The 19,430-nt window shown below is 68.2% G+C and carries 16 protein-coding genes and 1 tRNA gene; 9 read left to right on the top strand and 8 right to left on the bottom strand.

The window, feature by feature from the left end; translation table 11 throughout:
• From SR882_RS00520 to SR882_RS00490, 7 genes are all read left to right on the top strand, one after another.
• Positions 1-1,839, top strand: coding sequence for a tetratricopeptide repeat protein (locus SR882_RS00520; RefSeq protein ID WP_322521409.1), 1,839 nt, complete (start codon positions 1-3; stop codon positions 1,837-1,839).
• Positions 1,836-3,212, top strand: coding sequence for a hypothetical protein (locus tag SR882_RS00515; protein ID WP_322521408.1), 1,377 nt, complete (start codon positions 1,836-1,838; stop codon positions 3,210-3,212). The genes SR882_RS00520 and SR882_RS00515 overlap by 4 nt, the downstream gene beginning before the upstream one ends.
• A gap of 71 nt (positions 3,213-3,283) precedes the next feature.
• Entirely contained in the window at positions 3,284-4,261 is a 978-nt protein-coding gene (locus tag SR882_RS00510) for a polyprenyl synthetase family protein (RefSeq protein ID WP_322522368.1), read from the top strand.
• A gap of 23 nt (positions 4,262-4,284) precedes the next feature.
• Positions 4,285-4,361: transfer RNA gene (locus SR882_RS00505), tRNA-Pro, on the top strand.
• Positions 4,362-4,862: 501 nt separating this feature from the next.
• Entirely contained in the window at positions 4,863-6,788 is a 1,926-nt protein-coding gene (locus tag SR882_RS00500) for an ABC-F family ATP-binding cassette domain-containing protein (RefSeq protein WP_322521407.1), read from the top strand.
• Positions 6,789-6,930: 142 nt separating this feature from the next.
• Positions 6,931-7,737 carry a PP2C family protein-serine/threonine phosphatase gene (locus tag SR882_RS00495; protein ID WP_322521406.1) on the top strand — a complete coding sequence of 269 codons (807 nt, stop codon included), beginning with the start codon at positions 6,931-6,933 and terminating at the stop codon, positions 7,735-7,737.
• 31 nt (positions 7,738-7,768) lie between these two features.
• On the top strand, positions 7,769-8,806 hold the full coding sequence (locus tag SR882_RS00490; protein ID WP_322521405.1) for a LysM peptidoglycan-binding domain-containing protein: 1,038 nt from the start codon (positions 7,769-7,771) through the stop codon (positions 8,804-8,806).
• Between the two features lie 28 nt (positions 8,807-8,834).
• On the opposite strand, the gene SR882_RS00485 is transcribed toward SR882_RS00490, so the two are convergent.
• Together SR882_RS00485 and SR882_RS00480 are read right to left on the bottom strand one after the other, a co-directional pair.
• On the bottom strand, positions 8,835-10,556 hold the full coding sequence (locus tag SR882_RS00485) for a protein kinase domain-containing protein (RefSeq protein ID WP_322521404.1): 1,722 nt from the start codon (positions 10,554-10,556) through the stop codon (positions 8,835-8,837).
• A gap of 7 nt (positions 10,557-10,563) precedes the next feature.
• Positions 10,564-11,103 (bottom strand): FHA domain-containing protein, encoded by a 540-nt coding sequence (locus SR882_RS00480; protein WP_322521403.1) that lies wholly within the window; start codon positions 11,101-11,103, stop codon positions 10,564-10,566.
• 244 nt (positions 11,104-11,347) lie between these two features.
• Between SR882_RS00480 and sixA the strand changes: the two genes are divergently transcribed.
• The gene (gene sixA / locus SR882_RS00475) at positions 11,348-11,854 is read left to right on the top strand and encodes a phosphohistidine phosphatase SixA (RefSeq protein ID WP_322521402.1); all 507 of its coding nucleotides are present in this window, start codon (positions 11,348-11,350) and stop codon (positions 11,852-11,854) included.
• 30 nt (positions 11,855-11,884) lie between these two features.
• Here the strand turns inward: sixA and SR882_RS00470 are convergent, their stop codons facing one another.
• From SR882_RS00470 to ppk1, 5 genes are all read right to left on the bottom strand, one after another.
• The gene (locus SR882_RS00470) at positions 11,885-12,418 is read right to left on the bottom strand and encodes a DsrE family protein (RefSeq protein ID WP_322521401.1); all 534 of its coding nucleotides are present in this window, start codon (positions 12,416-12,418) and stop codon (positions 11,885-11,887) included.
• Positions 12,419-12,517: 99 nt separating this feature from the next.
• Positions 12,518-13,867 (bottom strand): sigma-54-dependent transcriptional regulator, encoded by a 1,350-nt coding sequence (locus SR882_RS00465; protein ID WP_322521400.1) that lies wholly within the window; start codon positions 13,865-13,867, stop codon positions 12,518-12,520.
• A gap of 3 nt (positions 13,868-13,870) precedes the next feature.
• Positions 13,871-15,499, bottom strand: coding sequence for a sensor histidine kinase (locus SR882_RS00460; RefSeq protein ID WP_322521399.1), 1,629 nt, complete (start codon positions 15,497-15,499; stop codon positions 13,871-13,873).
• Positions 15,496-15,762: a PP0621 family protein gene (locus SR882_RS00455; protein ID WP_322521398.1), complete on the bottom strand. Its 267-nt coding sequence runs from the start codon at positions 15,760-15,762 to the stop codon at positions 15,496-15,498. The genes SR882_RS00460 and SR882_RS00455 overlap by 4 nt, the downstream gene beginning before the upstream one ends.
• 126 nt (positions 15,763-15,888) lie before the next feature.
• Positions 15,889-17,964: a polyphosphate kinase 1 gene (ppk1, locus tag SR882_RS00450; protein WP_322521397.1), complete on the bottom strand. Its 2,076-nt coding sequence runs from the start codon at positions 17,962-17,964 to the stop codon at positions 15,889-15,891.
• Positions 17,965-18,147: 183 nt separating this feature from the next.
• Between ppk1 and phoU the strand changes: the two genes are divergently transcribed.
• A complete protein-coding gene (phoU, locus tag SR882_RS00445) occupies positions 18,148-18,870 on the top strand; it encodes a phosphate signaling complex protein PhoU (protein WP_322521396.1) in 723 nt (240 codons plus the stop codon).
• 76 nt (positions 18,871-18,946) lie between these two features.
• Here the strand turns inward: phoU and SR882_RS00440 are convergent, their stop codons facing one another.
• Positions 18,947-19,402 (bottom strand): phosphate-starvation-inducible protein PsiE, encoded by a 456-nt coding sequence (locus SR882_RS00440; RefSeq protein WP_322521395.1) that lies wholly within the window; start codon positions 19,400-19,402, stop codon positions 18,947-18,949.
• Positions 19,403-19,430: the final 28 nt, after the last annotated feature.

Below are 19,430 nucleotides of genomic sequence, written 5' to 3'. Positions count from 1 at the left end.
ATGGAGTCATCCGTCGACAGCCTGCTCGATCTCTGGCGCCTGCTCCTCGGCGCCGAGACCTGGCCCGTGCTGGCCCGCCCGGAGGCCCTGTGGCTGCTGATCCTGCCGTTGGCGCTGGCGCTCTGGCGTCGACAGCGGCGTGCTCGCCTGGATGCCTACGCCGACCCGGAGCTGCACGACTGGGCCTTTGCCGCCGCGACCACCGGCGGGCGTCGCCGCAAGGGGGGCGTCCTGGCCACGCGCCTGCTGTGGGTGCTGTTCTGGCTGTTTTCTGTGCTGGCCCTGGCCGATCCGCGCCTGGCGCAGGACCGCGAGTCGCCTGAGGAGGCCCGTGCCCCGCTGCTGTTCGTGGTCGATGGCACCGCCGCCATGACCGGCCGGGATGTCGAGCCCAACCGGATCGAGCGCGCGGTGATGCTGATTGAATTGCTGGCCGAATCGCAGCCGAGGCGGCCCATGGGCCTGCTGCGCTCTGTGGACACCGCCGGGGTGATGTTGCCGCCGGGGCCGGATGCCAGCCTGCTCGACTTCTACGCCGGTCATCTGCCCGACCTGGTGGGTGATCGCCTGGTCGCCCGTCCGGATCGTGCCTTCGCCCTCGCCGCCGAGATGCCGACGCTGGAGGGTGGGGCGGTGATCTGGCTGACCTCGGCCGACGGCCGGCAATTCGCCGGCGAGCTCGGCAGCCTCGTCCTGGCGGGCGCCGAGGGGCTGGCCGAGCGTGGCATTCCGCTGTTCGCACTGAGCATGGCGCGCGAGCGCACGCCCTTGTTCAAGGAGGGCCAGCCGCGCCGCAATGACGACAACGAGGTGATCGTCTCCGTTCCCGCCTTCGATCGCGTCGCCGAGTTGGCCGAGCTTGCCGGTGGCGAGGCGCGGCGAACCGGGGTGTTACAGGACGACGTCGCCTTCCTGCGCGAGCGTATCGATGCCCTGCCCGCGCCGGCCCGTTCGGCCGAGACCGTCGAGGGATATCGTTCGCTGGCGGTGCTGGCCCTGTGGGTGGCGATGGTCGCGTTGATCATCCACCTGGTGCTCGAGTGGGGGGCGAGAACCCGACCGGGGCGTGGCTGGCGGTTCGGGCTGGTGGTGCTATTCGCCGTGCTGGCTCCGATCGTGTTCACGGTTGCCGGGGCCGCCCCGCTGATCGACGAGTCGGAGCGCGAGGCCTATCTCGACCAGGCGTGGCAGGCATTCGAGGCCGGTGAGTTCGCCCGTGCGCAGAGCGATTTCGATCGAGTGGCGGGCTTCAACGCCCGCCTGGGGAGCGGGCTGGCGGCGTTTCGTCGGGCCGATTACCCGCACGCCGTCGAGCGCCTGCAGGCGGCGTCCTGGTTGGCCGAGACCGATCCGCAACGGCTGCTCGCCCTGTTCAACCTGGGCAATGCCCTCACGCTCGCTCGGCGTTATGGCGGGGCGGTGGATGCCTTCGAGGCAGCGCTCGCGATCGATCCGGACTTCGATGATGCCCGCACCAACCGCGACTTGGTCGAGGCGTTGCGCGGCGGGGCTCAGGAGGAATCCCTCGAGCCGACGCCGGAATTCCAGGGCTACGAGTCGATGCTGCGTCGCGAGATCGTCGAGAGCGATGGGGCCGAAATGGCCGAGGAGATGCTCGAGGCCGAGGGAAGCGGCCAGGGCGGCGCGGTGGCCGAGCAGGCGCCGGGTGAGCGCGAGGCCTTCGCGCTGGACGAGGGCCTGCTCGGCGGCGCACGCAAGAAGCTCGAGCGTATCGAGGATCGCCCGGTTCCGCCGATGGACGGCCTGCTCCGCCAGCAGCCCTACAAGTCCGGGGTTCGCCAAGGACTGACCGGAGACAAGAAGGAGGCCGGGCCATGAGCGTGATGCGAGTCGCCCGCCGGTTCTCGATCCTTCTGCTGGCAGTATGGCTTGCCGTGGGTATCTCGCTGCCGATCAGCGCGGATATCCCGCGGCCGGATCGCGATCGCGAGGCGACAGGCTTCGCCGAACGGGTCGAGCTGGGGCCGATCGAGCCGCTCCCGGCGACAACCGAGCCGGTCAGCCGGGACGGCGCCGGGCGCCTGCCGCGCGGGGTAATCGTCGAGACCGAGGTCGCGGCGATCGACCCCGTGCAGCGCCAGACCGTGCTGGTTACCCAGACCATCCTCGATCCGGCCCGGCAGTTGCGCGGCGTGGAAGTGCATCGTCCGGAAGGGAAGGGGGTCGATACGCAGGTGCTGGAGGCGGTGCAGGACACCGTCGAGATCGACGGACGGCGCGTGGTCCGACGCCACTACCGCTGGGCCGTGCAGGCGCTGCGCGGCGGCGAGGTAACGCTCGCATTCCAGCGCATCGATTTCGATCTGGTCGGTCGCGCCCAGAGCGAATATGCCTGGGTGCCGGTCGCACGGCGGCTGGCGGTCGAGCCGCTACCCGCCCATCTGCCCGAGTACCTGCCGGTCACCCCGGCGTTGGAACTGCGCGACATGCGGATCGGTGAACTGGTCGCCGGCGAGCCGGGCGAGTGGCGCTTCGTGGTGGTCGGCGAAGGACTGTCGGAAAAGGCTCTCGAACAACTGCTACGGGCGCAGCTGATCGCCCCGACGGGGCTGCGCATCGACGAGCCGGCGATCCGGCTGTCCCCGGACCAGACGCGGGCCGAATCGCTGGGGCCCTTGGGCGATGCCTGGGAGGTGCGATTCTCGATATTGCCGGCCGTCACGGGCGGAGGCGACGGCACTCGCGAGGCGCGCCTGCCGGCACTCAAGTTGCCCTATATCGATCCGAGGACCGACAAGCCGGGCTCTGTGATCGAATACGCCCGTAGCGAGGCCCATGCGGTTCGTTGGCAGGCCGAACCGGCCGAGCGTCGCCTCGACGTGATCCGGGCCGCCCTGCCCTGGGTGCTGGCTGGCCTCGCTGGCCTGGTGTTGCTGGGCCTGCTCGCTCGAACAGGATTCCGTTGGTGGAGGGCCCGTCGCACCTGGCGTCGCGCCCAGCGGGAACTGCGGTCGGCCGCGGATCCACAGGCCCTGCGTGAACGGTTGGGTCGCGTGCTGGCCGCCTTGCCGCAGCCGATGGTGAGCCCGGTGCGCTCGGTGTTGCTGGCGCGCGGGGCGCCAACGGACTGGCTTGATGCGCGCTCCACCCTCGAGCGCCTGCGCTTTGCCGGCGACGAGACCGACGAGCAGGCGTTCCGGGCATCGCGCGAGACCCTGGCCCGGTCGCTTCCGGCTCGGTGGTTCCGGTAGGGGGCTTGGTGTAAGGTTGGCGGCGGCCCGTCGGGCATCCCACTACCGAGCGAACGAGCGAGACGATGAGCATGCAGTTGAACGAGATCCGCGCCCTGATGGCCGACGACATGCAGGCCGTCGACCGCGTGATCATGCATCGGCTCGGCTCGGACGTCGCCCTGATCAACCAGCTGGGCAGCTATATCGTCCATTCCGGCGGCAAGCGCTTCCGGCCCCTGCTGCACATGCTCGCCAGTCGGGCACTGCGTGGCCAGGACGCGGAGCTGCCGGGGTCGGCGCAGCTGGCCGCCGTGGTGGAGTTCATCCACACCGCGACCCTGCTGCACGACGACGTGGTCGACGAGTCCTCCCTGCGTCGTGGCCGCGATACCGCCAATGCCCGCTTCGGCAACGCCGCCTCGGTGCTCACCGGGGATTTCCTCTACTCGCGCGCCTTCCAGATAATGGTCGAGGTCGAGCGACCGCGCGTGATGTCGATCCTTGCCGATGCCACCAACCGCATTGCCGAGGGCGAGGTGATGCAGCTGATGAATATCGGCGATGCCGGGGTGTCCGAGGCGCTGTACATGGACGTGATCGGGCGAAAGACCGCCACCCTGTTCGAGGCCGCCTGCCGGTTGGCCGCGGTGCTGGACGACCGCGACGAGGCCACCGAGCGTGCGCTGGGCGAATACGGCTATCGACTGGGCGTGGCCTTTCAGCTGATCGACGACGTGCTCGACTACCGCGGCGACGAGGCGCAGACCGGCAAGCATGTCGGTGACGACCTTGCCGAGGGCAAGCCGACCTTGCCCCTGATCATCGCCATGGCGCGGTCGGATGGGGCGAGTGCCGAGCTGATACGCGAGGCGATCGAGTCGCAGTCGGCCGATCGCATCGACGAGGTGCTCGAAGTAGTTGAACGGACCGGCGCACTCTCGTATACTTCGGCGCTCGCTGAACGTGAGGCCGATGCGGCCAAGCAGGCACTGGGGGTTCTGCCCGACAGTGACCATTCCCGAGCGATGGCCGCCCTGGCGGACATCAGCGTCCAGCGCGACCACTGACGTCTCAGGCGTCGACGGTCTTTCGGAGTGTAGCTCAGCCTGGTAGAGCACTACGTTCGGGACGTAGGGGTCGTAGGTTCGAATCCTGCCACTCCGACCAAATTCCCCGGCCGGGGCCCCGTTTGGGGTCCCGGCCTTTTTGGTTTTGGGGTTCCAGTTGTTCCCTGAGGCTCAGGGTGGCTGGAATCGGGCGGCGGGAGTCGTTTCGCCCGCCTGGTGGCGCGGGGTTGTTCTTTCCCACCCTTGTCGAAGGGCGGACGAGCCCCTTTTCTTGCTTGCCCAAGAAAAGGGGCGAAAAGAAGGGCACCCTGCGCCTTGGCCCTTCGGGCCCGGGTGTCTCGATACCGAGACACCCGGCCTCGCAAGCGTCCGGTGGCTGATCGGGGCCGGTTCGACGCGACGTCGTGTCGCGGCGAACCTCGGAGCGACGTCCCTGTCGCTCCGCTCCGGCCACCGGACGCTCGCGAGGCAAGGCACAAGGGGAATCCGCCCTCCGTTGCCATGCCGGGGTGCTTGAAGGGTCTCAATCCCTCGGCGCCCCTTGCCACGCTCATTTGCGACGCTGACAACTTTCACGGCGTCGATTCCGATTGGAGACCACATGATCCAGTTGAAGTCCGTCTCCCTTCGTCGCGGCACACAGTTGCTGCTCGAGGATGCCGATCTCACGCTCCTGCCGGGCCAGCGCATGGGCCTGGTGGGCAAGAACGGCACCGGCAAGTCCAGCCTGCTGGCGATGTTCGAAGGCGAGATCGCGCCGGATGCGGGCGATATCGAGTGGGCCGGCGGCCAGCGCATGGCGACCGTGGAACAGGAGACGCCCGCGCTGGAGGCCTCGGCGGTCGACTACGTCCTCGATGGTGACCGCGACTACGCCCGCTTGAATGCCGCCCTGCTCGAGGCCGAGGCCGAGAACGACGGCATGCGGATGGCGGAGATCTACCCCGAGTTCGAGATGATCGGCGGCTTTACCGCCCGGGCGCGGGCCGCGCGGCTGCTCGATGGCCTGGGTTTTGCGCCCGCCTCGATCGACAACCCGGTCTCGAGCTTCTCCGGCGGTTGGCGCATGCGGCTGAACCTGGCGCGCGCCCTGATCGCGCCCTCCGACATCCTGCTGCTCGACGAGCCGACCAACCACCTCGACCTCGACGCGGTGTTCTGGCTGGCCGACTGGCTGGTCAATTACCCCGGCACGCTGATCGTGGTTTCGCACGACCGCGACTTTCTCGATCACGTCTGCACGCACATCGCCCATATCGAGAAGCAGAAGCTCAATCTCTACACCGGGCACTACAGCGATTTCGAGGCGATGCGCGCCGAGCGACTGGCACAGGACGCCGCGCTGGCCGACAAGATCAGCAAGGAGCGCGAACGGCTGCAGGGGTTCATCGATCGTTTCCGCGCCAAGGCGACCAAGGCGCGCGCCGCGCAGAGCCGGGTCAAGGCGCTCGAGCGGCTGCCGACCATCGCCGCCAGTCACGCCGACCGCGATGATTTCTCCTTCTACTTCCCGACGCCCAAGCGTGCCCCGGATCCGATGGTCACGCTCGAGGATGTCGCCATCGGCTATGGCGGCACGCCGTTGATCGAGGACGTCTCGCTGCAGATTCGCGCCGGCGATCGCATCGGCGTGCTCGGCGCCAACGGCGCGGGCAAGACCACCCTGATCCGCGTGATCGCCGACGGCGGCGAGACCTGGTTGGCCGGTGATCGCTTCGTCGCGCCGGGCGTGCAGGTGGGTTACTACACCCAGCACCAGCTCGATCAGCTCGACCCGCGCGATACGCCGCTGATCGCGCTCGAGCGCGTCGCCGGCAAGACCGGCTCAACCCAGAAACTGCGCGATTTCCTCGGCCGGTTCGGTTTCGTCGGCGATCGCATCTTCGAGCCGATCGAGCCGTTTTCGGGCGGCGAGAAGGCGCGCTTGGCGCTGGCGCTGCTGGTGTGGAAGGCACCCAACCTGCTGATCCTCGACGAACCCACCAACCACCTGGATCTCGCCATGCGCGAGGCGCTCGCCGAGGCCTTGCAGACCTTCGAGGGGGCGATCCTGGTGGTCTCGCACGACAAGAGCCTGATCGAGCTGGTCTGCGACCGTTTTTGGTGGGTGCGTGACGGCGCCGCCCTGCCGTTCGATGGCGACCTGGACGACTACCGCGAGGCGGTCACCGAGCGGCGACGGGCCCAGAATCGCGAGGATCGCGAGCAGGCGGCCGACAAGCCGAAGGGAAAGACCGACAAGCAGGCGCCGTCGTCGGGCAACGCCTCCGCCAAGTGGGGCGCGCCGCGCGACAAGGCGTCTCGTGCGAAAGCCAAGGAGCGGCAAAAACGTCTCGATCGCCTCGAGGCCGAGGTTGAGCGTCTGGGCGGTCAGTTGGCCGAGGTCGATGCGGCGCTGGCCGATCCGGTGTTGTACGACGGGCAGCAGGAGGTCGAGGTCGCGCGCCTGCAGGCCGAGCGCGCGGAGATCGGCGCCCGGCTCGAGACCACCGAGACCGAGTGGCTCGAGGCCCAGGAAGAGGGCTGAGGAAGCGGACTGAGGAAGGCGGCTGACTCGGTTTGCGGGCAGGGCTATACTGCCCCGAGGACCGATCGAGTCGATCTCGACCGCGACCATCGGCGGGATGCCGGCATGGCAACGGATCAGGCGAACAGGAGCGCTCGCAGGCATGGACACGGACGGTGAGTTCGACATTCGCGAGGCCCCGGGTATGGCCGGGGGGCGGGCCCGGGGCGGCCGGCCCTCGCAGCAGGATGACCTGATCTGCCTGCATGATGCGCGCGAGTCGACCTCGCTGATGGTGCTGGCCGACGGCATGGGTGGTGACGGTGCCGGCGAGCTGGCCTCGGGCGGGGTCATCCATGCCGCCCGCGAGTTGTGGGACGAGCGGGTCTGGCGCGAGCAGCCCGGGGCGTTGTTCCTCGAGACCCTCTGCCAGGCCGCGCATGCCGAGATCCGTCGGCGTAACGCCTGGGTGGCGGCCGAGCCGCATTCGACCGTCGTCACCCTCTTGCTGCGCGACGGACAGGCCTATTGGGCCCATGTCGGCGACAGCCGCCTCTACCATTTTCGCGGCCGTCGTTGCCTGAGCGTCACCCGGGACCACAGCCTGGCCCGGCTGAAGCTCGATCGCGGCGAGATCCGCGAGGTCGACCTGGCGCATGACCCCGACCAGCACGTGCTGTTGCGGGGGCTGGGCGGCAGCGAGCCGCCCGAGGTCGAGCATGGCTATGCCGTCGTGCGGCCCGGTGACGGTTTCGCGCTATGCAGTGACGGCATCTGGGAGACCCTGGGTCGCTCGGAGCTGGCCGGCCTGCTGCGTGCCCCCGACCTGTTTGACGCCCTGCACCACGGACTCGCCCTCGGGGCCGAGCGCGGTGGTGAGACGGGGGACAACCTCGGTCTGATCCTCGCGCGCTCCAGGCGTCCGGCCTCCTGGCTGGGTCGTCTGGCGGGGCGGCTGTCGATTACCTGAATCCATTTCCTCGCATCACGGCAACCGAACCATGATTAATTTCGGTGGACGACCCAACTCCCCAACCCGCCTCGCTCAGGCCTTCGTTCAGGCCCTCGCCCTGCTGTTGGGTTCGGCCGTCATGGCCGGCTGCGCCCAGCTGGGCGAACTCGATGCCCGCCTGCAGGGATTGGCTGACGATGAGGGCAAGCCGGCCGAATCCACACCGGCCGAGCAATCGGCCGTTGCCCCGCCGGCCGACCGCCGCTCGCTGGACGCTATCCTCGATGATCTCCAGCGCGGCGGCTTTGCGCGCGGTCGTCGGGACCTCGCCCGCTACCTGGAGCGCCATCCGGACGACATGGTGGCGCGGGCCGTGATGCGCCAGCTGACCGCCGACCCCGAGGCGGTGCTCGGTCGCCAGTCGCATGAGTACGTGGTGCGCCCGGGCGATTCCTACAGCGCCCTGGCCGCTCGTCACCTGGGCGATGCCGGGCTGTTTCTGATCCTCGCCCGTTACAACGACTCGGCCAACCCCTCCGACCTGCGTATCGGCGAGACCCTGCGCCTGCCGGGGCAGCCGCGCTCGAGCGATGCCGGGTCGACCGCCTCGGCGGAGGAGGGTCAGCCGGCGCGTCGGCAACTCGACCGCGCCCCGATTCCCTCGCAGAAGACCGCCGCGGCACTGGCCCTGCCGGACGCGCCGCTGCCGTCGTTCCAGCCGACGGTGACCGAAAAGGGGGGCGCGGTGACGGAGGCGAGCAGCTCGGCGCCAACCGATGCCGAGCGCCTGCAGCGCGAAGCCATGGCGCTGCTCGCCGACGACCGGCCCGAGGCGGCGCTCAAGCGTTTCGAGGCCGCGCTGGCCGAGCAAGCGGGCATCGAGCCGGCCGCCAGCCGGGTGCCCGCGCTGCGCGAACGGCTGGTCGATGAGTATCACCAGCGGGCGATCCTGCGTTATCGCAACCAGGACCTGGGCGAGGCGATCGCCCTGTGGGATCGCGTGCTGGCGATCGATCCGACCTTCGAACCGGCCCGGACCTACCGGGCGCGCGCCCGCGAATTGCAGCGCCGTGTCGACCAGTTGTGACCCAAGCGGGTGACGGCGGGCCGCCGAGCTAGGGAGCCTCTGCACGATTCGATGGCGCTTCTGGCTCGGTCGGTTCGTCGCCCGCGGCATCCGCCGGCTCGATCACGCGCGTCGGCTCGGTGTCGGTGGGCGGGTTGAGTTGATTGGCCGGCGGGTTGTCCTCGCGCCGGGAGAGCGCTTCACTCATCAGGTTGAAGGCCGTGAACAGGCGGCCGAATTCGTCGCGCCGCACCAGCCGGATGCGATGACCGGTTTCGCCACGGGCAACGTGCATCAGCGCGTCGCGCAGCACGTCGAGCGGCGCGAGCAGGCGACGGAACAACCACCAGGCCGCGCCCAGCACCACCACCAGCGTCGCCAGCAGGGCGGTGATCATTGCCGTCAGCGTCGTGCGGTTTGCCGCGGCCAACGGTTCGCTCTCGACCCCGAGGCGCAATGTGCCGATTGGGTGCGACTGGTAACGGATGGGCACGTCGAACAGCAGCAGGGGCTCGTTCGTGTCCGTCGCCGGCAGCGCGCCGTGATGACTGACGATGCCGTCGTCGAGTTGGCGTCGGTGGGTCTCGGGCAGCGTCGGCAGTCGCGCGCCGACCTCGTCGTCGCGGGCGCTGGCGATTACCTGTCGTTCCCGGTTGGCGACGGCCAGATAGCGGATCTGGTCATTGCGACGCATGTCCACGACCAGGGCGCGCACGGCCACCTCGTCGTTGAGCAACAGATCCTCGGCGGTTTCATGCGCGATGGTGCGCCCCAGTGACGCGCCGAAATCCAGCGCCAGGCCGGTCAGCGCCTGATCCTGTTTGACGTAGACCGACGCCAGCCCGGTCAGCAAGGTGACCGTGAGGATGGTGCCGAGGATCGCCGCCCAGCGCACCCGCATCGGCAGGATCCGGGTGGCGATCGGGTCGGCCCGCAGGCGCTCGAGTTCACGCCGGGCATGCCGCAGGTCATCGATCACCTCGTGGCCGTGCTGGTAGCGCTGGTTGGCGTCCGTCTGCAGCAGGCTACGGGTGATCTCCAACAGCACCTCGGGCGTGGCGGGTTCGCGTGGGATCAGGGGCGGCTGGGGGGTGTCGTGGCGTTCGGCCATCAGCCGGTCGATCTCCGACTCCCGCCATGGCTTGTTCCCGGTCAGCAGCCAGAACAGCAGCACGCCCAGCGAAAACAGGTCGCTGCGGCCATCGGTCGCCGCGCCGCGCAATTGCTCGGGCGACATGTAGGCGGGGGTGCCGGCGACCATGCCGTCATGGTGCTCGTCACCCTCGGGCAGGCGCGCCACGCCGAAATCGTTGACCTTGGCGTGGGTCCAGCCCTCGACCAGGATGATGTTGTCGGGCTTGATGTCCTGGTGGATCACGCCGTGACGGTGGGCGAAGTCCAGTCCGGCGGCGATCTGGCCGGCCAGATCGATGACGACCGCGACCGACGGAAAGCCCTCCTTGGCGACCCGATCGGCGAGCGTGTCGCCGCGCAGGCGTTCCATCGCGATATAGGGGCGGCCGTCGGCCTCGCCGACGTCGTAGATGGTGACGATGTTGGGGTGGTTCAACGTGCCGGCGGCACGGGCCTCGGTGAGAAAGCGTCGCCGGTAGGCGTCGTCCCGGGCCACTTCGTCGCGCAGGCACTTGATCGCCAGGTGGCGATTGATGCTGGGATCGAAGCCGGCGTAGACGATCGACATGGCGCCTTCGCCGAGGACACCCTCGATGCGGTAGCGGCCGATCGTTGTCGGCGTCTCGGGGGCCGTCACGGCCGGCTCAGTTCCAGATCAGGTAGAAGGCCAGCCCCATGGCCGCGAGCAGCAGCGCGCCCACCAGCCAGTGACGCGGCCCGACCCGGCCGGCGCCGGCCTCGCGGGTGAGAAACACGAATTCCGCCTGACCGAGCCGCACCCGGTCGCCGTGCTTGAGGGTGGCCTCGTGCACCCGCTGGTCGTTGACGAAGGTGCCGTTGGTCGACAGCATGTTCATGATCACGTGGTGACCCTGCTGGTTGAGGATCCAGGCGTGCGACGAGGACACGCTGGGTTCGTCGAGGACGATGTCGTTGTCCTCGCGTCGACCGATCGTCTGCCGGCCGGCGCGCAGGGTGAACCGCCGCCCTTCGATGCCACCGCTCATCCCCTCGAGAATCGGTTCGGCGACCGAGGCGCGCTCGTTGCCTTGCGACTCGGCGGCCTCGGCTTGCCGGCGCATCTCGTCGGCCTGAAAGAGCATGGTGCCCTGCGGGCCGGCCGAACGGTTCGGGCGGTGAGGGTTGGGGGTGGAGCGTGCATCCTGCGCGTCTCGGCCTTCCATGTGGTCTCCTCGAAGTCTGATTGGGCCACCATCATAGCCCAGAGCGTTACCGTTGCCAGGTGCGCCCGGTCCGAGCAGGTCTTCCTGAACCTATCGGCCGGATCGGGGTCCACCTTCCTTTCCGGGTCAGGCAGCGCGTTCCCGGTCACATTGTCACAATCCGGTAGCTTGGCGGGTTCAGGATGCTTCCCGAATCCAAGCCATGCACCCCAGCCACGCCGTATCAAGGCCAGCGAGACCCATCATGGACCTGTTGATCATCCGACACGCGGCCGCGCAGGATCGCGAGGCCTTTGCCCGCGAGGGGCGGCCCGATAACGAGCGCCCGCTGACCCAGCGCGGCATCGACCGCATGCAGATGGCGGCGCGCGGCCTGACCACCATGGCCTTGCCGATCGAACGCCTGGTGACCAGCCCGGCCGTCCGTGCAGTACAGACGGCCGAGATCGTCGCGCCGGCCATCGAGCAGCGCCGGATCGAGCAGGAGGGCGTATTCGACCCCGACGCTCCGATCGGGGCGATGGTGGAGTGGTTGCGCAAGCAGCCACGCGTCGACGGCATGGCCGTGGTGGGGCACGAACCGAGCCTGGGCCAGCTGGCCGAATGCCTGCTCGCCGGTCGCCCCGCCGGCAACATGCCCATGAAAAAGGGCGGCATGATGCTGATCCGCTTCGACAACGCCGTCGGCTACGGCAACGGCCAGCTTGTCTGGGCCTTGCCGCCCGCGGTGCTGCGTCGTCTCGCCGAGTAGCAGCAGTCTCCCGCCGGGGACCGACCCGCGTCAGAAGAACGGCAGGTAGGCGTAACCGCGCATCTGCAGGTCGATAATGCGCGAATAGGCATCGTGGACCACCTTCACGCCAGGGAGCAGGTCGTCCTTGCGCCAGCCGTGCGCCTTTAGCGTCTCGTAGCAGGCCTCGACGTGGGCCCCCTGGTCGATCAGCTCCTGGACGATGTGGGCATTGGGATTGCCGGTTAGCTGGTTCTTTTCGGCGCGATAGGCTTCGTTGTCGAGCAGCCAGTAGCCGGCCGCGCCGTGCAGTACCAGGTGCATGTCGACATCCTCTTTCTTCACGCCGAGCGCGTCATAGCTCTGATACAGGCCCCGGGCATAGTAGAGCGACTTGCCCACGCCGGCCTCCCAGTCGTCCTGCTTGATGCCGTAGACGACCTTGATCTGGTCCTTGTTCTGGATGCCGGTGACATCGTTCCAGGTGAAACCCAGGGCGAGGTCGGACGACGGCGCGGCCATCGCGGCCAGCGGCAAGGCGATCAGTGCCCAAAGGGCCTGTCGCAATAGGGGAAGAAATCTCATGAGCCACCTCCGGTCATTGAAATGCCTGGTCATGCTCTCTATCTGACAGGACCGAGAGTAGACCTTCGTGACCGTGATGGCCGGGTCGGCGTCGCCGCGTCAGTCGAGCCCCCATTTCTGCAACCGGTAGCGCAGCTGGCGCAGGGTCATGCCCAGCTGGCGGGCCGCTTCACTGCGATTCCAGCGGGTCTGTTGCAGGGCGGCGAGCACGTCGTGCTGTTCGTCGGTCTCCGGGATGAAGCCGGGGCAGGCGCCGAGTGAAGACGCGGGTTCCTCCTCGCCGGTCATCATCGGGTGCGGTGCGACCGCCGCCGCGGTGATCCGCTCGCCGTCGGTCAGGGCCATGGCGCGTTCCAGCACGTTTTCCAGTTCCCGCACGTTGCCGGGGAAGGACTGGGTGGCCAGGGCCTGCAGCACGGCGGGATCGATGCCCGGTACCGGGCGATGGTCGCGGGCGGCCAGCCGCGCGACGATCGCCTCGGCCAGCGCCGGCAGGTCGTCGAGTCGTTCGCGCAGCGGCGGCACGCGCAGGCCGATGACGTTCAGGCGGAAGAACAGGTCCTGGCGAAAGCGCCCGTCGGTCACCGCCTCGTTGAGGTCCTGATGCGAGGCGGACACGATCCGCACGTCCACCGGCACCTCCTCGGTGCCACCCACCGGCCGCACGCGACGCTCCTGCAGCACCCGCAGCAGCGAGACCTGCAGGGGTAGCGGCAGCTCGGCGATCTCGTCCAGAAACAGCGTACCTCCCTCGGCCGCGCGGAACAGGCCCGGCTTGTCGCGGGTCGCGCCGGTGAACGCCCCCTTGTGGTGGCCGAACAGCTCCGATTCGATCAGTTCGCTGGGAATGGCGCCGCAGTTGACCGGCACGAAGGGGCCGCCCGCGCGACTGCTGTGGGCGTGGATCTCCCGGGCCACCAGCTCCTTGCCGGTGCCGGACTCGCCCTGGATGAAGATCGGTGCCTGCGAGCGGGCCAGGCGGCCGATCATCTCGCGCAGCTGGCGCATGGCACGTGACTGGCCGATCAGGCTGGATGCGTCGGTCTCCGCGTCGGTCGGGGCATTCGCCGTCGGGGGGGTGGGCTGCAGGTTGCGCGCATCGCGCAGCAGTCGCCGCAGGGTGTCCTGCTCGATGGGCTTGTTGATGAAATCGAAGGCGCCGGCCTTGAGTGCGCGGACCGCGGCCTCGACCTGGCCATGCGCGGTGATCACCGCCACCGGCAGATCGGGGCGCTGGGTGCGGATCTCGTCGACCAGGTCCAGGCCGTTGCCGTCGGGCAGGCGCATGTCGGCCAGGCACAGGTCGATCTCCTCGCCGTGACGGTCGAGCCGCTCGCGGGCCTCGGCCAGGTCGGCGGCCTCCAGCGTCGGCACGCCCTCGCGTTTCATGAACAGGGCGACCAGCGTGCGGATATCCGGCTCGTCGTCCACGATCAGGCAGTACGCCATTTCTCAGTCCCTTGTTTGCCCTTGTGTCGTTGCCGTCCCGTTCGCCCCGTCCGTCATCGGCAGACACAGCCGGAAACAGTTGCCCGGCGCGTCCGTGGCGACCGGCTCGACCAGCGCCAGTTCGCCGCGATTGGCCAGGGCCAGCTCGCGCGAGACGAACAGGCCCAGTCCCGTTCCCTGCGAGTGTGTGGTGTAGAACGGCTCGAACAGGGCGTCGCGATCGGCGACGGGGATGCGCGGGCCGTTGTCGCAGAGCCGGATCTGCCAGCGTCCACCAGCCGCTTCCACCTGTAGCCGGATCGCCAGCCGGCCATCCGCGGGGCAGCCGTGACGTTCGGCATTGTCACAGAGATTGTCCATCACCTGCCATAGATGGGTCGTATCGACCCGCGCCGGGGCGGTTTCGGCAGCCGCATCGAGCCGGATCGTGAATGGCTGGCCGGCGGCCTGCCAAGCCTCGCGGCGCCGCTCGACAAACTGGGTCAGCCAGTCGATCAGGTCCACGGTCTGGGTATGCACCACCGGCGCACGGGCGGCGCCGAGCACGTCCTCGACCAGTCGATTGATGCGGTCGCTGTGGCGCGTGATGATCTCGGTCAGTTGCCGGCGCTCGGCCGGCGTGTCCGATTCCGGCAGCAATTCGGCGGCCTGGCGGATCGAGGACAGCGGGTTTCTCACCTCATGGGCGATCGAGGCGATTAGCCGGCCCAGCGCGGCGAGCTTGTCGCGCCGGACCCGTTCGTCCTCGGCCGACAGATCCAGCAGCACGATCAGGGCGCGTGGACCCAGCGCGGTTTCGATGCGGTGGAACTGGGCGCGCAGGCGGCGGGGCCGGTCGAAGTCCTGCTGCTGGCCGCCGTGGCCGGCATGCCACGCCCGCAGCGCGTCGCAGACGCCGGGGTGCAGGTCCGGCAGGCGGTGATCGTCCGCCTCATCGGCCTCGTCGCCCTCGTCGAGCATCTGGCGCGCGGCGGCGTTGATGTACTCGATCCGGCCATCGGGGTCGGAGACGATGATGCCGTTGTCGGTCTGCTCGATTACCCGCAGGGCCAGTTCCGACAGGTAACGCACCTCGCGCTCGCGAGCCTGGCTCTGGTGCTCCCAGAGGGCGGCGCGCCGTTCGAAGGCGATCACCAGCACCGTGATCAGCAGCAGCGCGGCGCCGAGAAAGCCGGAGTTGGTCAGGTGGTTGGCATCCGTCTGTGTCCAGGAGGCGTAGATCGCCTCGCCGAGGACCAGCAGTACGCCGATCGCGGCGTAGCCGATGGCCGCTCGCCCGCCATGCAGCACCGCCGCGATGCCGATCGCGATCACCAGGGCCAGCGCGATCGGGCCCTCGGGGCCGCCCGAGGCGTGGGCAATCAGCATCAGGCAGGCGAGATCGCCGGCGGTGTGCAGGTGGGCCTGCGGGCGGAACGGCAGGATGCGCAGTTCCAGCAGCCACTCGAAGGCCATGGCCAGGAACAGGTAGGCCCAGGCGGTGAGCATGAACAGCGAGGCATCCGCCTGGCCGAAGACCGCCGGACCGCGATCGGTGAGCGCCGCCGCGGTCAGGGCGAGGGCCAGCAGCAGACGATAGGCGTTGGCGAGCCGCAGCCCGCGCCAGTTCTCCATGCCGGCCGGCTGGATCATTCCTGCTCCCGGCGCCGTGCCTTGTGCCACGCCTCGGCCCAGGCTTGGGCATGTTCCCAACTGCAGAAGTCCTGGCCGTCACGCCGCACCGCCTCGTCCGCGGGCACGAAGACCCCGCACTGCGCGCAGCGCACGGATTCCAGCGAGCGGGTTTGGGGTGCGTCGTCGTCCTGCTGCTCGGCGCGCAGGCGATTGGCCTGGCGGATGGCGAAGAACAGCCCGATGACCAGGGCGACGATGAGCCAGAACAGCAGCTTGAGCATGGGCGGGTGGTTACCGTGATCGGGATGACGACGGCCGACAGTATCGCATGCCGATCGGCCGTCCAGCGGGCGTAGGGGGCGAGCGGCCGGCTGGCGCATGTTCAGCCGTCAGCCGCATCGGCGCGCTCAGGCCTTGCCCAGGTCGGAGATCAGCGATTGCTGGGCATTGAACGGTTTTTCGCCCTTGGCCGGGGTGATGCGGCGGTATTCGCCGGCGGCGGTGAGTTCCCAGGCGCCGGTGTTGTCGGCGAGATAGCGATCGAACGCCTCGTCGATCACCCGGGCGCGGATTTCCGGGGTGTCGACCGGGAAGGCGGTCTCCACCCGGGCGAAGAAGTTGCGCGGCATCCAGTCGGCACTCGACAGGAACAGCTCCTCCTCGCCGTCGTTGTGGAAGTAGAACACGCGCGGATGCTCGAGGAACCGCCCCATTACCGAACGGACATGAATGTTCTCGGAGACGCCCGGGATGCCCGGCTTGAGGCAGCAGATCCCGCGGATGACCAGCTCGATGGTGACCCCGGCCTGCGAGGCCTCGTAGAGCGCCTCGATCACACGCCGCTCGATCAGGGAATTCATCTTGGCGCGGATGCGCGCCGGCCGGCCGTTGCGGGCGTGCGCCGTCTCGCGGCGAATGCGCTCGAGCATGCCGTCGTGCAGGGTGAACGGCGACTGGAGCAGGCGTTTGAGGTGGATGCCGCGGCCCAGGCCGGTCAGCTGCATGAACAGCTTGTTGACGTCCTCACCGACGAAGCGGTCGTCGGTCATCAGGCCGAAGTCGGTATACAGCCGCGCGGTGCCGGGATGGTAGTTGCCGGTGCCCAGGTGGACGAAGCGCTTGAGGCGGTTGCCGTCGCGGCGGACCACCAGCGTCATCTTGGCGTGGGTCTTGTAGCCGACGATGCCGTAGGCGACGTAGGCGCCGGCCTTCTGCAGCCTCGTCGTGATGTTGATGTTTTCCTCCTCGTCGAAGCGCGCCCGCAGCTCGACCACCGCGGTGACCTCCTTGCCGGCCCGCGCCGCCGCCTCGAGGGCATCGACGATCGCCGAATCTCGCCCGGTGCGGTAGAGGGTCATCTTGATCGCCACCACCCGCGGGTCGGTGGCGGCCTGGCGAATGAACTCCACCACCGGCATGAACGACTGGTAGGGGTGGTGCAGCAGCACGCTGCCCCGCTGTTCGATGGTCTCGAAGATGTTCTCGTCCGGATCGAATTCCGGGTCCAGGCGCGGCGTGAACGGCGGGTCCTTGAGTTCGGGGCGATCGATCAGACCGGGCAGGGCCATCAGGCGATGCAGGTTGACCGGGCCATGGACCTGGAACACCTGGCGCTGCTCCAGGGCGAAACGCTCGCAGAGGAAATCGATCATGTCCGCCGGACAGTTGTCGGCCACCTCCAGGCGCAGCGCATTGCCGTAGTTGCGCTCGAACAGCCCGCCCTGCAGCGTCTGCAGCAGGTCCTCGTCGTCGTCGACGTCGACCGACAGGTCGCTGTTGCGGGTGACCCGGAACTGGTAGCAGCCGGTGACGGTCATGCCGGGGAACAGCTCGTGGACGTGGGCGTGGATCACCGAACTGAGGAAGACGAAGCTCGACGGGCCTTCCGCGGCGCTCTCGTCCATCTGGATGATGCGCGGCAGCGCGCGCGGCGCCTGGACGATCGCCAGCCACGCCTCGCGACCGAAGTCGTCGTTGCCCTCCAGTGAGACGATGAAGTTGAGCGACTTGTTGAGGATGCGCGGGAAGGGATGCGACGGGTCCAGCCCCAGCGGGGTGAGCAATGGCAGCAGCTCGCGGCGGAAATACTGCTTGACCCACAGGGCCTGCGCTTCGGTCCAGTGGGTGCGGCGCAGGAAGTGGATGTTCTCCTCCGCCAGCGCCGGGATGATCTCGCGGTTGAGGGTTTCGTACTGGTCGTGGACCAGCGCGTGCGCCTGCTCGAGGATCAGGTCCAGCTGGGTTGGCGGGGAAAGACCGGCATCGTCCGGCCGGCTGATGCCGGCGCGGATCTGCTGGGTGAGCGTGCCGACGCGCACCTCGAAGAACTCGTCGAGGTTCGACGAGGAAATGCAGAGGAACTTGAGCCGTTCGAGCAACGGGACGTTGCGGTCCTGCGCCAATTCGAGCACTCGGCGGTTGAAGCCGAGCAGACTCAGCTCGCGGTTGATGAACGGCAGGGATTTCTCGTCGGTGGTTGTCATTATTTCGCAACGTAAAGTCGGTTAAAGTATGCGTATTTGGGCGACCAGCCCCCGCGGCATGCGGTTGGCCCAGTCTGCCCGTCGGGCATGACAGGCATGTTAAGCCTGCATGTCACCCGGTCTGTCACGAGTAAACCCTAGCAACCGGGTCGAGACAAGCCGCCTTAAGGAGATTCTGGACAAATGAGCGACAAAGACACGCCCAACCTGACGCCGCACACCCTGACCCGTTACGATGACGATCTGGGCGCGCTGCGTTCGCTGTTGATGAACATGGGCGGGGTGGCCGAACAGCACTTCGACGACGCGCTTGCCTACCTGCTTGACGGGGATGCCGAGCGCGGTCGCGTGGCGATGGAACAGGACTACGAGATCGATCGCCTCGAGGTCTCGATCGACGAGATGGCGATCCATCTCATTGCTCGCTATGCGCCGACGGCCGGCGACCTCCGCACCATCATGTCAATCGTGAAGGCAATTACCGACCTCGAGCGCGTCGGCGACAAGGCCGAGAAACTCGCGCGCATTGCCGAGGAGGTCGGCCCCGCCCTGCAGTCGACCGCCTTCGCCACCCACTTCCGGGTCATGGGGCGGATCGTCAAGGGCATGCTGCACGACGCACTCGACGCCTTCGTACGCCAGGATTGCGTTGCCGCCGAGGAGATCATGCGCCGCGACGACCACGTCAACCACGAGTACAACGAGGTCCACGAGGTGCTGCTCGAGTACATGGAAAAGCACCCGGAATCACCGGACCTCAGCCTGCGGATGCTGCACTGCATGCGCGCGATCGAGCGTATCGGCGACCACTGCACCAACATCGCCGAGTACATCATCTTCCAGCAGCGCGGCACGGGCGAGTGCTCCAGCGGTCTGCGCGAGGCCAAGGAGCGCACGCAGATCTGAGGACATATCCGCGGTGTTCCCGGCCCGTGTGGCGGGCAACAAGGAGGACGGGCCGGCTTATGCCGGCCCGTTTCGTTCAGGGGGCATCCGACTCGGCGCGACGTGGCGGCTTGCCCTCGGCGTCACCCAGGTCGAGTTCGTTCTCCGGGTAGGGCAGTTTCAGGTGCCCGTACCGCAACAGCAGTACCGTGCCGGCCAGAATCGCCATGGTCGCGCCGACGGCCAGCATCTTCCACGCCTCGAGGTCCTTGACCTCCAGCACCAGGTAGCGCGCCAGCGCGATGATGCCGATATAGATCGGAAAGCGGATCGGCAGCCGGCCGGTCTGCAGGTAGGCGCCGATCATGGCGAGCACTTCCAGGTACAGGAACAGCAGCAACAGGTCGGCAAGCGTCACACGCCGGGCCGCGATCATCTCGGCGACATCCTGCCCGGCCGCGACGAAGGTGGCGATCAGGATCACCACCAGGCCGACCAGTTCCAGTCCCCTGACGACGCGGTGGATCGGTTGTCCCAGGCGGAAACCCTGCATGCTAGCCTCTCCCTATTCGATCTCGGCC

It is taken from the genome of Guyparkeria halophila, assembly GCF_034479635.1.
Lineage (GTDB): Bacteria > Pseudomonadota > Gammaproteobacteria > Halothiobacillales > Halothiobacillaceae > Guyparkeria > Guyparkeria halophila.
The sequence above is the reverse complement of the archived record's forward strand: the minus strand, read 5'-3'. Positions and strand labels throughout refer to the sequence as shown.